The sequence below is a fragment of the Streptomyces sp. NPDC058864 genome (genome assembly GCF_042742985.1).
GTDB lineage: Bacteria > Actinomycetota > Actinomycetes > Streptomycetales > Streptomycetaceae > Actinacidiphila.
In genome coordinates, this window is sequence record NZ_JBHYMQ010000011.1 from 117,592 (window position 1) to 133,154 (window position 15,563).

The window sequence follows — 15,563 nt, forward strand, 5'->3', positions numbered from 1 at the left end:
GGCCTCTCCCCCACGCCGTCACCCGTCCTTTCCGCACGCCCCTGGAGGTCCGCATGGGCTCCTCGCACATCCGCAGATCGCTCGCCGCAGCCGCCGGCCTGACCGCGCTCCTCGCGCTCGCGGGCTGCTCCACCGGCTCCACCGGCACCACCGGCGAGATCACCCTCACCGTCGCCACCTTCAGCGACTTCGGCTACAAGCCGCTGATCGCGCAGTTCGAGAAGACCCACCCCGGCATCAGGGTCCAGGAGCGCGTCTCCCAGCTCGACCAGCACCACAACAGCCTGTCCACGCAGCTCTCCTCGGGCAGCGGCGCGGCCGACGTGGTCGCCGTGGAGGAGGGGTACATGCCCAAGTTCCGCCAGGTGAAGGACAAGTTCGCCAACCTCGCCGACTACGGTGCGCTCAAGCGCGAGAACGAGTACCTGCCGTACAAGTGGGCGCAGGCCACCGCAGACGACGGCCGCTTCGTGATGGGCTACGGCACCGACGTCGGCGGCCTCGCCATCTGCTACCGCCGCGACCTGTTCGCGCGGGCCGGGCTGCCCACCGACCGCGACGAGGTGGGCAGGCTGTGGCCCACCTGGGACGACTACTTCAGGACCGGCGACACCTTCACGGCGAAGGTGCAGGACCACGCGTGGTTCGACTCCGCGGGCAACGTGTTCAGCGCGATGATGAACCAGACCGAGGTCGGCTTCTTCGACACCTCCGACTCCTACGTGGCCGACACCAACCCGGACGTCAGGAAGTTCTTCTCCGACACCGCGAAGGCGGCCGCCGCCGGCCAGTCGGCCAACCTGGTGCCGTTCAGCCAGCAGTGGAACGCGGGCATCAAGCAGGGGAAGATGGCCACCATCACCTGCCCCGCCTGGATGACCGGGCTGATCCAGACCGCGGCCGGCAAGGAGGCCGAGGGCAAGTGGGACATCGCCTCCGTGCCAGGGGGCGGCGGCAATTGGGGCGGCTCCTTCCTCACCGTGCCCAAGCAGGGCAAGCACGTGAAGGAGGCCGCCGAGCTGGCCGCCTTCCTCACCTCCGCCGACTCGGAGAAGAAGATCTTCCGGGGGCCCACCGGTTCGCTGCCCTCACTGACCGACGCCCTGTCCGACCCCGCCGTGCAGGACACCCGCAAGGCGTACTTCAACGACGCGCCCACCGGGAAGATCTTCGCCGCCTCCGCCAAGGACCTTCGGCCGAGCTTCCGAGGCAGCAAGGACCAGCAGGTGCGCGTGCCGTTCGCCAATGCCCTGCAGCTGGTCGAGCAGCGCAAGGCGTCACCGGACGAGGCGTGGCGCAAGGCCCTCGCCGACGCCGCGAAGAACCTCGCGCACTGACCGGCGGCACGAGCCCGCGACCCCACGATCCCCGTCCCGTACCCATCCGCTCATCACTCACCCAGGAGGTCACCATGGCGGTCGACGCCGCCGGTGCCGGGCGCGTGCCCGCCCGCACGCCGGGCACGCCCCCTCGCCGCGGGGCCCGGCCGCGCCGCGGCGGCCGCCTCGTCCCGTACAGCTTCGTCGCCCCGTTCTTCCTCGTCTTCGGGATCTTCGGCCTGTACCCGCTGCTGTACACGTTCTGGGTGTCGCTGCACCACTGGGACCGGCTGACCGGCGACGGCGGCTTCGCCGGAGCGGACAACTTCCGCGACCTGTTCGCCGATCCCGACTTCTACACCGCCACTTTCAACACCTTCAGCATCTTCCTGCTGTCGACGGTCCCGCAGTTGCTCCTCGCCCTCGCGGTGGCCTGGCTGCTGGACCGCCGGCTGCGGGCCCGTACCACCTGGCGGGCGCTGGTCCTGGTCCCGCAGTACGTGTCGGTGGTCGCCGTGGCGCTGGTCTTCTCCCAGCTCTTCGGGCGCGACTTCGGCGTGGTCAACTGGGCGCTCCAGCACCTCGGACTGATCTCCGAGCCGGTCGACTGGACGGCCGGCACGTGGAGTTCGCACCTGGCGATCAGCTTCATGGTGATGTGGCGCTGGACCGGCTACAACGCCCTGATCTACCTGGCCGCCATGCAGGCCGTGCCACGTGAGCTGTACGAGTCGGCCATGGTCGACGGCGCCGGCCGCATGCTCACCTTCCGCCGCATCACGCTTCCGGCCATCCGGCCGACCGTGCTGTTCACCGTGGTCATCTCCACCATCGGCGGCCTCCAGCTCTTCGCCGAGCCCTTCCTGTTCGACCCGCAGGCCAACGCCGAGGGCGGCACCGAGCACCAGTTCCAGACGCTCACGCTGATGCTCTACAAGTACGGCTTCATCAACAACGACGCGGGCTACGCCTCCGCCATCTCGTGGGTGCTGTTCCTCGTCATCGCCGCCGTCGCCGCACTCAACTTCCTCGTCACCCGCCGCCTCGGCGGCTCCGACCGCTGACCGCCGGCCCCCGAGAGGAGATCCGTCCATGGCCCCGTCCCTCACCGCCCCCGCGTCCCGCCCGGACGCCCGTACCGCCCTCCCCGGCGCCGGCGGCCCACGCGCTCACCCGCGCCGCCGGCGCGGCACCGGCCCGCGGCGCCACGACAGCGCGGGTCCACTGGCCCACATGCTGCTCGCCGCGGTCGTCCTCGCCTCCGTCTTCCCGCTGTACTGGACAGTCGTCGTCGCCTCGCACGGCGACAACTCCGTGCTGGGCGGCTCCACCCCCTCGCTCGTGCCCGGCGGGCACCTGATCGCCAACATCCGACGGGTCTTCGACACCGTCGACTTCTGGAAGGCGCTCGGGAACTCCTTCACCGTCGCCGGGACCACGGCCGTCAGCAACGTGCTGCTGTCCTCCCTCGCCGGCTACGCCTTCGCCAAGCTCCGGTTCCCGGGCCGCGACGCCCTGCTCGTGGTGGTGATCGCCACCGTGATGGTGCCGACCCAGCTCGGCATCATCCCGCTGTACCTGCTCGTCACCGACATGGGTCTGTACGGGACGCTCAGCTCGCTGATCGTGCCCGCGCTGGTCTCTGCCGTCGGCGTGTTCTGGATGCGGCAGGCGATGGAGGAGAACATCCCCGACGAGCTCATCGAGAGTGCCCGCGTCGACGGCGCCGGCCACCTGCGCACCTTCCTGCACGTCGCCTGGCCCGGCGTACGCTCCACGGCCGCCGTGCTCGGCATGTTCACCTTCATGTTCGCCTGGAACGACTACTTCTGGCCGCTGATCGCCCTGCCGCCGGAGAACGGCACCGTGCAGATCGCCCTCAACCAGCTGGCCGCCGGCTACTACACCGACTACACCCTCATGCTCGCCGGGGTCGTGGTCTCCGTCCTGCCGGTCCTGGCGCTCTTCGCCGTACTGGCCCGCCGCATCGTCTCCGGCGTCATGGACGGCGCCGTCAAGGGCTGAGCCCGCCGCCCGTGCCGCCTCCCGTTTCGCCGCCCCCGATCCCGTACCGCCCGACCGAGTCCCGAGGAACCGCATGACTGCCGCCGTACCCGCGACCGGGAATCCCGTCCCGGCCCCCGACGACCGCCGCGCGGTGATCCGCAACCCCGTGCTCACCGGCTTCCACCCCGACCCCTCCCTGCTGCGGGTCGGCGCGGACTACTACCTCGCCACGTCCACCTTCGAGTGGCTCCCGGGCGTGACCCTCCACCACTCCCGCGACCTCGTCCACTGGGAGCCGCTGGGCGGGGCCCTGACGGAGGAACGGCTGCTGGACCTGACCGGCGTGCCCGACTCCGGAGGTGTGTGGGCGCCCTGCCTCTCCCACGCCGACGGTCTGTTCCACCTCGTCTACTCCGACGTGAAGAGCCTGACGGGCGCGTACAAGGACGTCCACAACCAGGTCGTCACCGCGCCCGCGCCGACCGGCCCGTGGTCCGACCCGGTGCCGGTGGCGGGGCACGGCTTCGACCCGTCCCTCTTCCACGACACCGGCCCCGACGGTACCGGCCGCAGCTGGCTCCTCTGGCTGGAGTGGGACCACCGTCCGGGCAAGGACCCCTTCGCCGGCATCCTCCTGCAGGAGTGGGACCGTGCCGGGCGCCGGCTGCGCGGGCCGGTGCACCGCATCTTCACCGGGACCGCGCTCGGACGGACGGAGGGCCCGCACCTCTACCGGCGCGACGGCTGGTACTACCTGGTCACCGCCGAGGGGGGCACGTCCTGGGAGCACGCCGTCACCGTCGCCCGCTCCCGCGAGGTCACCGGGCCCTACGCGCCCGACCCCGCCGGGCCGTTGCTCACCTCGCTCGGCGACGACGGACTCGCGCTCCAGAAGGCCGGCCACGGCAGCCTCGTCGAGACCCCCGAAGGCGACTGGTACCTGGCACATCTGACGGCCCGTCCGCTGACCCCGCGCGGCGCCTGCGTCCTGGGCCGGGAGAGCGCCCTGCAGCGCGTGCACTGGACGGCGGACGGCTGGCCGCGCGTCACCGGCGACGCCGGGCCCGGCCGCCCCGCGCGGCGCGTACCGGCGCCCCCGGCCCCGGGCCCGGTGGACACCACCGCCGGGCCGGGCCCCGCACCGTACGACGGTTTCCCGGGAGCGGAGTGGATGACCCTGCGCCGCCACCCCGACCCCACGTGGCTGTCCCCCGCGGACGGCTCCGGCGGACTGCGGCTGCGCGGCGGCGAGTCGCTGTCCTCCCGGCACCGGCAGAGCCTCGTGGCCCGGCGCCAGCAGCACACCCGGTTCCGCTTCGAGGCCACGGTGTCCTTCGCACCGGACTCGCCGCGGCAGATGGCCGGCCTCGTCCACTTCTACAACACCCGGCTGTGGCACTACGCCCATCTCACCGCCGACGCCGACCACGGCCGTGTGCTGCGTCTGGCGGTGTGCGACCGCGGCCGCTACTCGGAGCCGGCCGGGCCGGTTCCGGTGCCCGGCGAGGGGCCGTTGCGGCTGCGGCTCACCGGCCGGGGCGGGGCGGCGTCCTTCGCCTGGTGGGACGAGGCCGCCCAGGGCTGGCGGCCGCTCGGCCCAAGCCTCGACGCCGGCCGGCTCTCCGACGAGTACGCCACGGTCGGTGACGCCGACGGGCACTTCAGCAGCTGGGGCTTCACCGGCGCCTTCGTGGGCGTGTGCGCGCAGGACCTGACCGGCGGCCGCCTGGGCGCGGACTTCACGGGCCTGGAGTACGAGGGCGATCCCCAGCCGGACGCGGACGGCGGGGCGCCGTGACCGCGCGCCGCACGCGGCGGGGCGCCGTAGGGACGGCCGGGCCGGCGGAGCCCGGCCGTAGGCTGACCGGGAACACCGGGGCGGGCCGGGTGGTCCGGGCGGCCACCGCCTGCGGCACCGCACCGACGGGCAGGACGAGGGGGACGCACGGCGCATGAGCACTCAGCCGGGATCCAAGGTGACGATCGGCGCCATCGCCGCCGAGGCCGGGGTCTCCACCGCCACCGTCTCCAAGGTCCTCAACGGCCGCAGCGACGTCTCCGCGGCCACCCGCGAGCGCATCCAGCAGATCATGGCGCGCCGTCACTACCAGCGGCGCGGGGCCCGCCGCCGCGGCGGCATCGTCGACCTCGTCCTCAACGAACTCGACAGCCTGTGGTCCATCGAGATCATCCGGGGCGCCGAGGAGACGCTGCGCACCGCGGGCGTCAGCATGGTGCTCTCCGCGGCCCACGGGAGCGGCGCCGCCACCAGCGCCTGGCTGGAGCAGCTGACGGCCCGCCGCTCCGACGGCGCGATCCTGGTCGTCTCCGACCTCAATCTGCGGCAGCGCACCAAACTCACCTCGCTGGGCGTCCCCTTCGTCCTCGTCGACCCGGTCGGCACCGTCGAGGCCGGTGTACCGACGATCGGCGCGACCAACTGGGCCGGAGCCGTCTCCGCCACCGAGCACCTCATCGGGCTCGGCCACCGCCGCATCGCCCACCTCGCCGGGCCGCGGCAGCTGCTGTGCAGCCGCGCCCGCGCCGACGGGTTCCGCGCCGCCATGGAGGCGGCCGGTCTCGACGTGCCGCAGGAGGCCGTGCGGCACGGGGAGTTCAACGACTCCTCCGGGTACACCGAGACCACGGCCCTGCTGGAGGAGGCCGAACGGTCCGGCCGCCGGCTGCCGACCGCGCTCTTCGCCGCCAGCGACCTGCAGGCGTTCGGCGCCTACACCGCGCTGCGCGAGCGCGGGCTGCACGTCCCCGGCGACGTCAGCGTCGTCGGCTTCGACGACGTGCCGGTCTCCCGGTGGACGGCCCCCGCCCTCACCACCGTCCGCCAGCCGCTGCAGGCCATGGCCGCCATGGCGGCACGGACCCTGCTGCGGCTGGTCGACGGCGAGGAGGTCGACCTGCCGAGGGTGGAGCTAGCGACGCAGCTGGTCGTCCGGGACAGCACGGCGTCGCCGCGCGACGAAGGGTGACGGATCGATTGCGGTCCGTCACACCCACCTCCGAGGTGCGGCTATCACGCCCACTTATAGGTTGAATGTGCAATTTAACCCATTTGGGCGAATAATGGACCAATGGACGTGATGTTTGAACCTTCGGTGTACCCACCGCTCGCACTCGGCTTCTTCGGCCTCGCGACCGGCTACCTGATCTGGGGCTCCCAGGAACTGTTCGGCTGGCCCAAGAGGGACGAGAAGGTCGACCGGGCGATGGGCGTCTGGGGCATCTGGCTGCCCGGCCTCTGCCAGCTCCTGGCCGGCGTCATCCTCTTCGTGGGGCTGACCTGGTTCGAGGTGTTCAAGGAGCCGCCGCTGTACATGGCCGCCCTGGCCTTTACCGCGTACGGCATCCACTGGTTCGCGCTCGGCTGGGACCGCTACCGCGGCAACGACGCACGCGTCAACGCCGGTGTCGGCGTCGCCTACATGGTCCTTTCGGCCCTCGGCGCGACGGTGTTCTTCGCGGTCGACGACTGGCCCGTGGGCCTGGTCTTCGTCGGCCTCTTCGCCGTCTACCTCAGCAAGTTCGCGATGTCCCTCGGGGCGCCGCTCGCCGAACGCGTGATGGGGCTGTTCCGCCTGCTGACCGCCGTCTGGCTGCTGTACCTGACGTTCGCCGTGGTGGTCAACTTCACCCTCGGGTACCACTGGGAGACGTGACCCCCACGCAGCGTCAGACCTCGACCAGCCCCAGCCGGAACAGGCTCTCGGCGGTGTCGAGGACGGTCGCCTCCACGGGGCGGGGCTCCCAGCCCAGCACCGCGCGCGCCTTGTCGGTGCGGAGCACCGGCACCTTGCCCAGCTGGCTCTCCGCCTCCCGCAGCGCGGGGTCGGTGCGCGCACCCTCCCGCACCTCCTCGGGGGTCAGTTCCCTGGCCGGCACCTTCGCGGCGCGCTCGCCCAGCCCCTCGGCCAGGACACGGGCCATCCCGTAGAAACTCGTCGCCGTGCCGCTGCCGATGAGGAAGCGCTCGCCCGCGGCGGCCGGTTCCGTCATCGCCCGCAGGTGGGCCCGCGCCACGTCCCGCACGTCGGCGATGTCGAAGTACAGCGGCGGGACCACCGGCAGGGCCCCCTGCAGCATCGCCTTGACGAGCCGCACCGAGGCGGACAGGTGCCCGTCCAGCACGGGACCGAAGATCCCGGGCGGATTGATAACGGCCAGTTCGAGGTCCCCTCCCTCCGCGGCCGTGAAGTCCCACGCGGCGCGTTCGGCGATCGCCTTGGACTTGATGTAGGGGCTCAGGTCGTCCCCGGGGTCGGTCCAGTCGCTCTCGTCGTAGGCGTCGCCGCTCTTGCGGCTGTAGCCGATGGCGGCGAAGGACGAGGTCAACACCACGCGCCGGACGCCGTGGTCACGCGCCGCCCGCAGTACGCGCAGCGCGCCGTCCCGTGCCGGGACGACGACCTCGTCCTCGTTGCGGGGCTGCACGGCCGGGAAGGGCGACGCCACGTGCAGGACGTGCTCGCAGCCCTTCACCGCCTCCGCCCAGCCCTCGTCCGCAGCCAGATCGGCCGCGACGATCTCCAGCCGTCCGGGGTCGGCTCCCGCCCGGGCCGCCGTCGCGCGGACGCCCTCCGCGCGGTCAGGCGACCGGACGGTGGTGCGCACCCGGTGGCCGGCACGCAGCAGCGCGTCGAGGACGTGCGAGCCGAGGTAGCCGCTGCCGCCCGTCACGAGGACGGGTCCGGAGCCGGGGTTCAGGTCGTACATGGTGTTCTCTTCCCTATCTCAGATCGGGCACCGTGCGCGTGAGTTCGTCCACGGCACGCTGCTCCGCGTCGTCGTCGCCCCGCTCACGCGCGTCCCACAGTTCGGTCTTGAGCTGCAGGTACCGCAGGCGGACCCGCATCAGCTCGAGCTCCCCGGCCACCCGGTCGGCGTTGCGCCGGAACAGGTCGCGCAACCGTGCGGCCCGGTCGGCGTCCGCCTCCCCGTCGAGGTGACGGAGATACGCGCGCATGTCGTGCACGCTCATCCCGGTCGCCTTGAGGCAGCTCAGGGCCTCGATCCGCTCCACGACGGAAGCGCCGTAGCGGCGGTGGCCGCTGCTCTCGTCGCGGGGGACCGGGCCGATGAGGCCGATCTTCTCGTAGTAGCGCAGTGTCGGCTCGGAGAGGCCGCTGCGTCGCGACACCTCCTGGATCGACACCGGCGGGGCGTCTGTCATTGCCACGTCCTCAGTCTTCGGAACCTCAAGCGCTTGAGGTCAAGCGTGGGGGTGCGGACGTGGCCGGGGTCACTTCGCCCCGGCTTCCGGCGCGTCGTCAGCCGGGGTCCCCGAGGTGTTCACGGGGCCTCACCCCCGAGGGGGAGTTAGTGTAGCCTTACCTAAACTCCAGACATGGGGTGCTGATCGCCGTCGGCTGGGTACCGGAAGGGTTCGCGGGGTGGGAACGAAGGCGCCGTCGGGGCGGGATGTGCTGCTGCGGACGGTCAGGAGCCGGCGGAGGGACGTCGCCGTGGGCGCCGTGCTCGGCGCCGGCCACCAGTTCGGGGAGGCGCTCGTCCCCGTGCTCATCGGCATCGTCATCGACCGGGCCGTCTCCGACGGCGACGGCCGCGCCCTCTTCGGCTGGCTCGCGGTGCTCGCCGTGGTCTACGTGGGCCTCTCCTTCAGCTTCCGCTTCGGCGCCCGCGCCGGTGAACGCGCCGCGGAACAGGCCGCGCACGAATGGCGGATCACCCTCGTACGACGGGTCCTCGACCCCCGCGGCGGCGCCGAACGCGGCCACCTGCCCGGAGAACTGGCGAACATCGCCACCGAGGACGCCAAGCGGGTCGGCGCCGTCAACATGGCCGTCATGACCGGGATATCGGCCCTCACCGGCCTCCTGGTCAGCGCGGTGGCCCTGCTCCGCATCTCCGTGCTCCTCGGACTGGTCGTCCTCCTCGGCACCCCGGTGCTGCTCTTGCTCGGCCACCTGCTGAGCAAGCCCCTGGAGCGGCGCAGCGAGGCCGAGCAGGAGCGGGCCGCGCACGCCTCCGGGATCGCCGCCGACCTGGTCGCCGGACTGCGGGTGCTCAAGGGCATCGGCGCGCAGGCCGCGGCGGTCGAACGGTACCGGCGCACCAGCCGCTCCTCGCTCGGCGCGACGGTGCGGGCGGCGCGCGCCGAGGCCTGGCAGAGCGGGGTGGTGCTCACCCTCACCGGCGTCTTCATCGCGCTGGTCGCGCTGATCGGCGGACGGCTCGCCACGGCGGGCGACATCACACTGGGTCAGCTCGTGTCGGCGGTCGGCCTGGCGCTGTTCCTCCTGGGCCCCCTGGAGGTCTTCGCCTGGGTCAATGCCGAGTTCGCCCAGGGCCGGGCCTCCGCGGGACGCATCGCGGCCGTGCTGGCCGCGGAGCCCGACGTACTGCCCGGCGAACGCGGCCTGCCGGAACCGGTGCTCGGCGGCCTGCGGCTGCGCGGCGTCACCCTCGGCGCCCTGCGCGGGGTCGACCTCGACGTACCGCCCGGCGAACTGCTCGGCGTCGCCAGCACCGACCCGGCCGCCGCGCAGGCGCTGCTCGCCTGCCTCGGCCGCACCGCGGACCCGGAGTCCGGCGTCGTCGAACTGGACGGCGTGCCCCTGCCGGAGCTCGACCCCGCGCGGCTGCGCACCGCGGTCCTCGTCGCGGCGCACGACGCCGACCTCTTCGAGGGCACCCTCGCCGACAACCTGGGCGGCACCGGGAGGACCGGGGACACCGACCGCGCGCTGGCCGCCGCGTGCGCCGACGAGGTCGCCCGGACCCTGCCGCAGGGCACCGCCACCGAGGTCACCGAGGGCGGCCGCTCCCTCTCCGGGGGGCAGCGCCAGCGTGTCGCGCTCGCCCGCGCCCTCGTCGCCGACCGCCCGGTGCTCGTCGTCCACGACCCCACCACGGCGGTCGACGCGGTCACCGAGGCCCGCATCGCCGGCGGACTGCGCGAGCACCGCCGCGGCCGCACCACACTCCTGGTCACCAACAGCCCGGCCCTGCTCTCCGTCGCCGACCGCGTCGTCCTCCTCGACGGCGGCCGGGTGGCCGCCGACGGCGCTCACCTCGACCTCGTGCACGGCGACCCGGCCTACCGGACGGCGGTACTCGCATGACGACGGCAACGGGATCCGCGGCGCGCGAGCTGCTGCCCACGGCGACGCCCGCGCGGACCAGGACCGCGGTACGTGAACTGCTGCGTCCGCACCGGACGCTGGCGATGGGCGGCGCCGCGGTGATGGTGGCGGCCACCACGGTGGGGCTGCTGACGCAGCCGCTGCTGGGGCACATCGTCGACCTGGTGACCGACCGGCGCCCGGCGGGGGCACTGACGCTGCCCGTGGTGCTGCTGGTGCTGGTCGCGGTGGCGCAGGGCGTGGCAACCGCCCTCGGCATGTCGCTGGTGTCACGGCTGGGTGAGACCGTACTGGCCGAACTGCGCGAGCGCTTCGTCGAGCGGGCGCTGTCGCTGCCGCTGGAGCGGCTGGAGCGGGCCGGTTCCGGCGACCTCAACTCCCGGGTGACGCGGGACGTCTCGCGGGTGGCGGAGGCGGTGCGGACCGCGCTTCCGGAACTGGTGCGGTCGGGGCTGTCGATCGTCCTGACGCTGGCCGCACTCGCGGTGCTGGACTGGCGGTTCCTGCTGGCGGCGCTGCTCGCGGTGCCGGTGCAGGCGCACACCGCCCGCTGGTACGTCCGCAACGCCACCCCGCTCTACGCGAAGGAGCGCATCGCCACCGGCGCCCAGCAGCAACAGCTGCTCGACACGATCGGCGGTGCGGCCACCGTACGGGCCTACCGGGCCGAGGACGGGCACACCGAGCGGGTCACCGAACGCTCCCGCGCGGCCGTGGACCTGACGCTGCGCGGGGTCCAGCTGGTGCTGCGCTTCTACAGCCGGCTGCACGTGGCGGAGTTCGCCGGGCTGGCCGCCGTGCTGGTCACCGGTTTCCTGCTGGTGCGCGGCGGTGCCGCGTCGATCGGCACGGCGACGGCGGCGGCCCTGTACTTCCACAGCCTGTTCGGCCCGGTGAACACCGCGCTGGTGCTGCTGGACGACGCCCAGTCGGCGACCGCCGCCCTGGCCCGGCTGGTCGGTGTCGTCGACGAACCGGCGCCCGGCGCCGACGACGAAGCGCTGCCGCGGGACCTCCCCGGCGTTCCCGCCGTCACCGTGGAGGGCGTCGGCCACGCCTACGTGCCCGGGAGGCCGGTGCTCAGCGACGTGGACCTGGTGCTGCGGCCCAAGGAGAAGGTCGCCCTCGTCGGTGCCAGCGGCGCCGGCAAGACCACGCTCGCCAAGATCGTCGTCGGAATCCACCGGCCTTCCTCGGGCCGGGTCGACGTCGGCGGCGGCGAACCCTCGGCGACCGGGCGCACGGTCGCGCTGGTCACGCAGGAGGTGCACGTCTTCTCCGGCCCGCTCGCCGACGACCTGCGGCTGGCCCGTCCGGACGCCACCGACGAGGAACTGTGCGAGGCCCTGGAACGGGTGGGCGCGCTCGGCTGGGCGCAGGCCCTGCCGGAGGGCCTGGACACCGTCGTCGGCGAGGGCGGCCACCGGCTGACCCCGGACCGCTCGCAGCAACTCGCCCTCGCCCGGCTGGTGCTGGCCGACCCCCCGGTCGCCGTACTCGACGAGGCGACCGCGGAGGCCGGCAGTGCCGGTGCCGGACGGCTGGAGGAGGCCGCGGAGCGCGCCCTGGAGGGCCGTACGGCCCTGGTCGTCGCGCACCGGCTCAGCCAGGCCGCCACCGCCGACCGGGTGGTGGTGATGGAGGAGGGCCGCGTCGCCGAGACCGGCACCCATGACGAACTGCGCGCCGCCGGGGGGCCGTACGCCGCCCTGTGGCGGGCGTGGGCGGAGCACCGCAGCAGCCCCCGGCCCTAGCGGCCACCGCCCCGGAAGACCCCGTCCACAACCGAAACGAACAGAAGGATCACGCGATGCCCCGCGCCACCAGAGCCACCCGGTTCGCCGGACTGCTCGCCTCCGTACTGATGCTCGTCGGCGCGGTAGCCGGCTGCGGCTCCTCCGACTCGCCCTCCGACGCGTCGAAGCCGGGCTCCGGCTCCACCAAGGCGGCGAGCAGCACCTTCCCCGTGACGATCGCCCACAAGTACGGCAGCACCACCATCAAGGCCGAGCCCAAGCGCGTGGTCACCGTCGGGCTCACCGACCAGGACGCCGTCCTCGCGCTCGGCACCGTTCCGGTCGGCACGACCGAGTGGATCGGCGGCTACAAGGGCGCCGTCGGTCCCTGGGCGCAGGACAAGCTGGGCTCCGCCGCGGCCCCGACCGTCCTGAAGGACACCGGCACCGGGCCGCAGGTCGAGAAGATCGCCGCCCTCAGGCCCGATCTGATCCTCGCCCTGTACTCGGGCCTGACCAAGGCGCAGTACGACACGCTGTCGAAGTTCGCGCCGGTCGTGGCCCAGCCCAAGGAGTTCAACGACTACGGCATCCCGTGGCAGCAGCAGACCGAGACGATCGGGAAGGCGCTGGGCAAGGCCGACGAGGCAACCAAGCTCGTCGAGGGCGTCGAGGCGAAGTTCGCCGAGGCCAAGAAGGCCAACCCCGCCTTCGCCGAAGCCACCGCGGTCATGGCCACCCCGTACGAGGGCACCTTCGTCTACGGCAGCCAGGACGCGCGCTCCCGGCTCCTGGCCGACCTCGGGCTGAAGCTCCCGGCCGACCTCGACAAGGTCATCGGCGACACGTTCGGCGCCAACATCAGCAAGGAGCGCACCGACCTGCTCGACCAGAGCGTCGCCGTGTGGATCGTGCCCGACACCACCGGGGCCGTCGCCAAGCTGCACAAGGACAAGCTGTACGCCGACCTGAAGGTCGTGAAGGAGGGCCGCGAGGTCTTCGTCCAGGAGAGCGGCGACTACGGCAACGCGGTCTCCCTGTCGACCGTGCTGAGCATCCCCTACGTCCTGGACCGCCTCGTCCCGCAGCTCGCGGCCGCGGTGGACGGCGACCCGGCCACGAAGGTGGAGCAGCCCGCGTCCTGACCGTCCCGTCCCGCGGTGCTCCGTGCGCCGCCGGGACGCAAACCCGCCGCCGGGCGGTGTGTGCAGGCACACGCCGCCCGGCGGTCTTTGCGCTTCTCAGGGAGCGTCCGGCTACCGGAACCCGAGTTCCCGAGCACGCTCGCAGGTGTCGTCGCAGACGCGTCCGCAGGTCTTCGGACCCTCCTCGGCAAGGAGGTGCAACACTGCCCCCACCGGCTGGGCTGCGCAGGCTGCCCGTTCTACGTCCCCAAAGCCTCCGCCTGCGTTCAGCTACTGGCCGTCAGGAACAGCATCGATCAGATGCTCGAGCAACTCGACCTGACGAGCCCGAGGCCCCCAAGGAGACCGCGAAACTGTCACCGTCCTTGCCGAACGTCTCGCGGACAGCCCCGCTCCCGCCGGCCTCACTCCCAGGGACCTCGGAACGGCCGGCGCCCTTCATCCCACTGACCCAGCTCATGAGCACCGTTCCTGCGCAGGACCCGAGGCAGCACGACAAGCGAGATATCGATCGAAAACCGCCTGGCTATCAGGAGTGAAGGTCCACTGCTGCAGAGCCCGCCGCAGCTCGGACTCGGTCAGCCACCCGTGCCAGGCCACCTCTTCCGGATCAGGGGCGACGATCTCCGGAAGCACGGCGTCGCAGACCGCAAGCCAGTGAGGGCTCAGCCCTGCCCGGTTGAGGAACTTGGACCGAAAGCGCGCTGTCGCCCGTACCCCCAGCTCCTCGATGAGCTCGCGGGCAGCTGCCTGCTCATAGGACTCCCCGACTCCCGCAGCACCCCCGACCCCGAGTTCGTAGTGCCCCGGGAAACGAAACAGGTGCTCGGCCCGCCGATGGACGAGAAAGCGGCCTTGCCTATCGCGGCACACCACCACGCCAACCCGGTGGAGCCAGCCCTCCCGAACGGCGTCCCGCCGACTGACCACCCCCAGCACACGGTCCTGAGCGTCGACACGTTCCACGAGTTCATCCACGACGCAGACGATCGCAGAACCCACGGACACCCGCCCGGAATGACCGGACCGTCACACAGTCAGCCGCCCCTCAGACCGGCCTCACCCCGCCGAATGAAGAATCATCGCGGCCTCTCGCTCATTCCGAGCGGGAGAAGATCTCCGCGACGGATAGATAACAGTGGCCAGTCTGGCTGGCGTGGATCTTCTTGTGGCGCATCAGGTCATCCAGACGGATGCGCTGGTCGAGGACGGCCATGAAGTCCAGGCCGTCCATCGTGATGAATGGAGTGCTGTAGCTGTATACGGCCAGGGCATCGGCAGTGAAGCTGCTCATGCTGATGTACAGGCCGAGGGTGTTCTTGCCCTTGCGCTCGATGTTGGTCTTGAAGACATCCAACAGCGATCGCCCGATGGGCTCCTTCCACCACTTGGCTTCGAGCACGTAGTGGTCGGTGTCGAAGGAGTAGGCACCATCAATTTGCTCATGCTCCAGGATGTACGACGCCCGCGGCTCCAGGTCGTACAGTCCGAACAGCTCGTTGATGAAGCCTTCAAACTGGGTCCCCCGCTTGTGCGGGTCGGCTGCTGAGTGCATGAGCAGGAACCGCTGCTTCAGCTCCTCATGGGCCTGGGCGAATGCCCTGCCATCCTGGGCATTCTTGGCGCTCTCGGCAATGGTGGCTGCGTGAGCCTCGTGCTCGGCGATAACCTCCCGCTGCTTGGCCGTCCAGCGCCGCAGCTCAGCCACGGCGGCCACGGCCTTGACCACCATGTCGTCACCGTCCACCTGAGTGGTCAGGTTCGGAAACGTCTCCATGGCGGCGATGTCCAGCATGAGTGCGACGGTCACATCGAGGTACCGGGCTTCATTGGCTCGCAACAGATTGACCAGTTGGCCGGACGCTTCGCGCTTGGTGGCTGAGAAGTCGAGGCGGCCCAGCAGTTCGCTGTGGTCCTGGAGCATCCCTCGGAGGTACAGCTCGAAGGGCTTCTTGTTCCAGAAGATCGCGGTCAGGGCCTCGACGAGCGCCAGGTAGGCACTCGGGTTCATCGTCTTCTTGCGGGCGCTGTCCTGCATCCGTCCCCCTTCAGCGGGCCACCACGTACTCATGGTCACCGACCTATTACGGTACCGCTCAACGAGGCGTTGATCAGCCCATATGACATGGGTTGATCCAAGGGTGTCCCGACGAGTACCTGCTGCATCGAACTCTCGTACTAGTGCCTGAACTGCTCCTGACCACCAGCGACAATCGCGTAACTTGGGAGGCTGCCGCC

Annotated in this window: 13 protein-coding genes; 9 read left to right on the forward strand and 4 right to left on the reverse strand. The window is 71.7% G+C overall.

The features are described from left to right. The first annotated feature begins 53 nt into the window (after nt 1–53). From ACFW3D_RS11675 to ACFW3D_RS11700, 6 genes are all read left to right on the forward strand, one after another. Nucleotides 54–1,337 carry an extracellular solute-binding protein gene (locus tag ACFW3D_RS11675; protein ID WP_500503891.1) on the forward strand — a complete coding sequence of 428 codons (1,284 nt, stop codon included), beginning with the start codon at nt 54–56 and terminating at the stop codon, nt 1,335–1,337. Between the two features lie 74 nt (nt 1,338–1,411). After that, nucleotides 1,412–2,383 carry a carbohydrate ABC transporter permease gene (locus tag ACFW3D_RS11680; RefSeq protein WP_500503892.1) on the forward strand — a complete coding sequence of 324 codons (972 nt, stop codon included), beginning with the start codon at nt 1,412–1,414 and terminating at the stop codon, nt 2,381–2,383. A gap of 28 nt (nt 2,384–2,411) precedes the next feature. Continuing rightward, nucleotides 2,412–3,344, forward strand: a complete 933-nt coding sequence (locus ACFW3D_RS11685) for a carbohydrate ABC transporter permease (RefSeq protein WP_500503893.1) — start codon at nt 2,412–2,414, stop codon at nt 3,342–3,344. A 73-nt stretch (nt 3,345–3,417) separates the two neighbouring features. Beyond that, the gene (locus ACFW3D_RS11690) at nt 3,418–5,124 is read left to right on the forward strand and encodes a glycoside hydrolase family 43 protein (RefSeq protein WP_500503894.1); all 1,707 of its coding nucleotides are present in this window, start codon (nt 3,418–3,420) and stop codon (nt 5,122–5,124) included. A gap of 154 nt (nt 5,125–5,278) precedes the next feature. Next, nucleotides 5,279–6,313, forward strand: a complete 1,035-nt coding sequence (locus ACFW3D_RS11695) for a LacI family DNA-binding transcriptional regulator (RefSeq protein ID WP_500503895.1) — start codon at nt 5,279–5,281, stop codon at nt 6,311–6,313. A 102-nt stretch (nt 6,314–6,415) separates the two neighbouring features. Further along, nucleotides 6,416–7,000, forward strand: a complete 585-nt coding sequence (locus ACFW3D_RS11700; RefSeq protein ID WP_500503896.1) for a hypothetical protein — start codon at nt 6,416–6,418, stop codon at nt 6,998–7,000. 13 nt (nt 7,001–7,013) lie between these two features. Here the strand turns inward: ACFW3D_RS11700 and ACFW3D_RS11705 are convergent, their stop codons facing one another. Both ACFW3D_RS11705 and ACFW3D_RS11710 read right to left on the reverse strand, forming a co-directional pair. Next, complete coding sequence (locus ACFW3D_RS11705) at nt 7,014–8,054, reverse strand: SDR family oxidoreductase (RefSeq protein WP_500503897.1); 1,041 nt, start codon at nt 8,052–8,054, stop codon at nt 7,014–7,016. A 13-nt stretch (nt 8,055–8,067) separates the two neighbouring features. Further along, the gene (locus tag ACFW3D_RS11710; protein WP_500503932.1) at nt 8,068–8,511 is read right to left on the reverse strand and encodes a MerR family transcriptional regulator; all 444 of its coding nucleotides are present in this window, start codon (nt 8,509–8,511) and stop codon (nt 8,068–8,070) included. 220 nt (nt 8,512–8,731) lie between these two features. On the opposite strand from ACFW3D_RS11710, the gene ACFW3D_RS11715 reads away from it, so the two are divergent. The 3 genes from ACFW3D_RS11715 to ACFW3D_RS11725 are packed head-to-tail and all read left to right on the forward strand — an operon-like array spanning nt 8,732 to nt 13,325. After that, nucleotides 8,732–10,423, forward strand: coding sequence for an ABC transporter ATP-binding protein (locus tag ACFW3D_RS11715; protein WP_500503898.1), 1,692 nt, complete (start codon nt 8,732–8,734; stop codon nt 10,421–10,423). Then, nucleotides 10,420–12,198: an ABC transporter ATP-binding protein gene (locus ACFW3D_RS11720; protein ID WP_500503899.1), complete on the forward strand. Its 1,779-nt coding sequence runs from the start codon at nt 10,420–10,422 to the stop codon at nt 12,196–12,198. The genes ACFW3D_RS11715 and ACFW3D_RS11720 overlap by 4 nt, the downstream gene beginning before the upstream one ends. A gap of 56 nt (nt 12,199–12,254) precedes the next feature. Then, the gene (locus ACFW3D_RS11725) at nt 12,255–13,325 is read left to right on the forward strand and encodes an iron-siderophore ABC transporter substrate-binding protein (RefSeq protein ID WP_500503900.1); all 1,071 of its coding nucleotides are present in this window, start codon (nt 12,255–12,257) and stop codon (nt 13,323–13,325) included. A gap of 456 nt (nt 13,326–13,781) precedes the next feature. Here the strand turns inward: ACFW3D_RS11725 and ACFW3D_RS11730 are convergent, their stop codons facing one another. Together ACFW3D_RS11730 and ACFW3D_RS11735 are read right to left on the reverse strand one after the other, a co-directional pair. After that, nucleotides 13,782–14,303: an NUDIX domain-containing protein gene (locus ACFW3D_RS11730; protein WP_500503901.1), complete on the reverse strand. Its 522-nt coding sequence runs from the start codon at nt 14,301–14,303 to the stop codon at nt 13,782–13,784. Between the two features lie 118 nt (nt 14,304–14,421). Continuing rightward, complete coding sequence (locus ACFW3D_RS11735; RefSeq protein WP_500503902.1) at nt 14,422–15,363, reverse strand: restriction endonuclease; 942 nt, start codon at nt 15,361–15,363, stop codon at nt 14,422–14,424. Nucleotides 15,364–15,563: the final 200 nt, after the last annotated feature.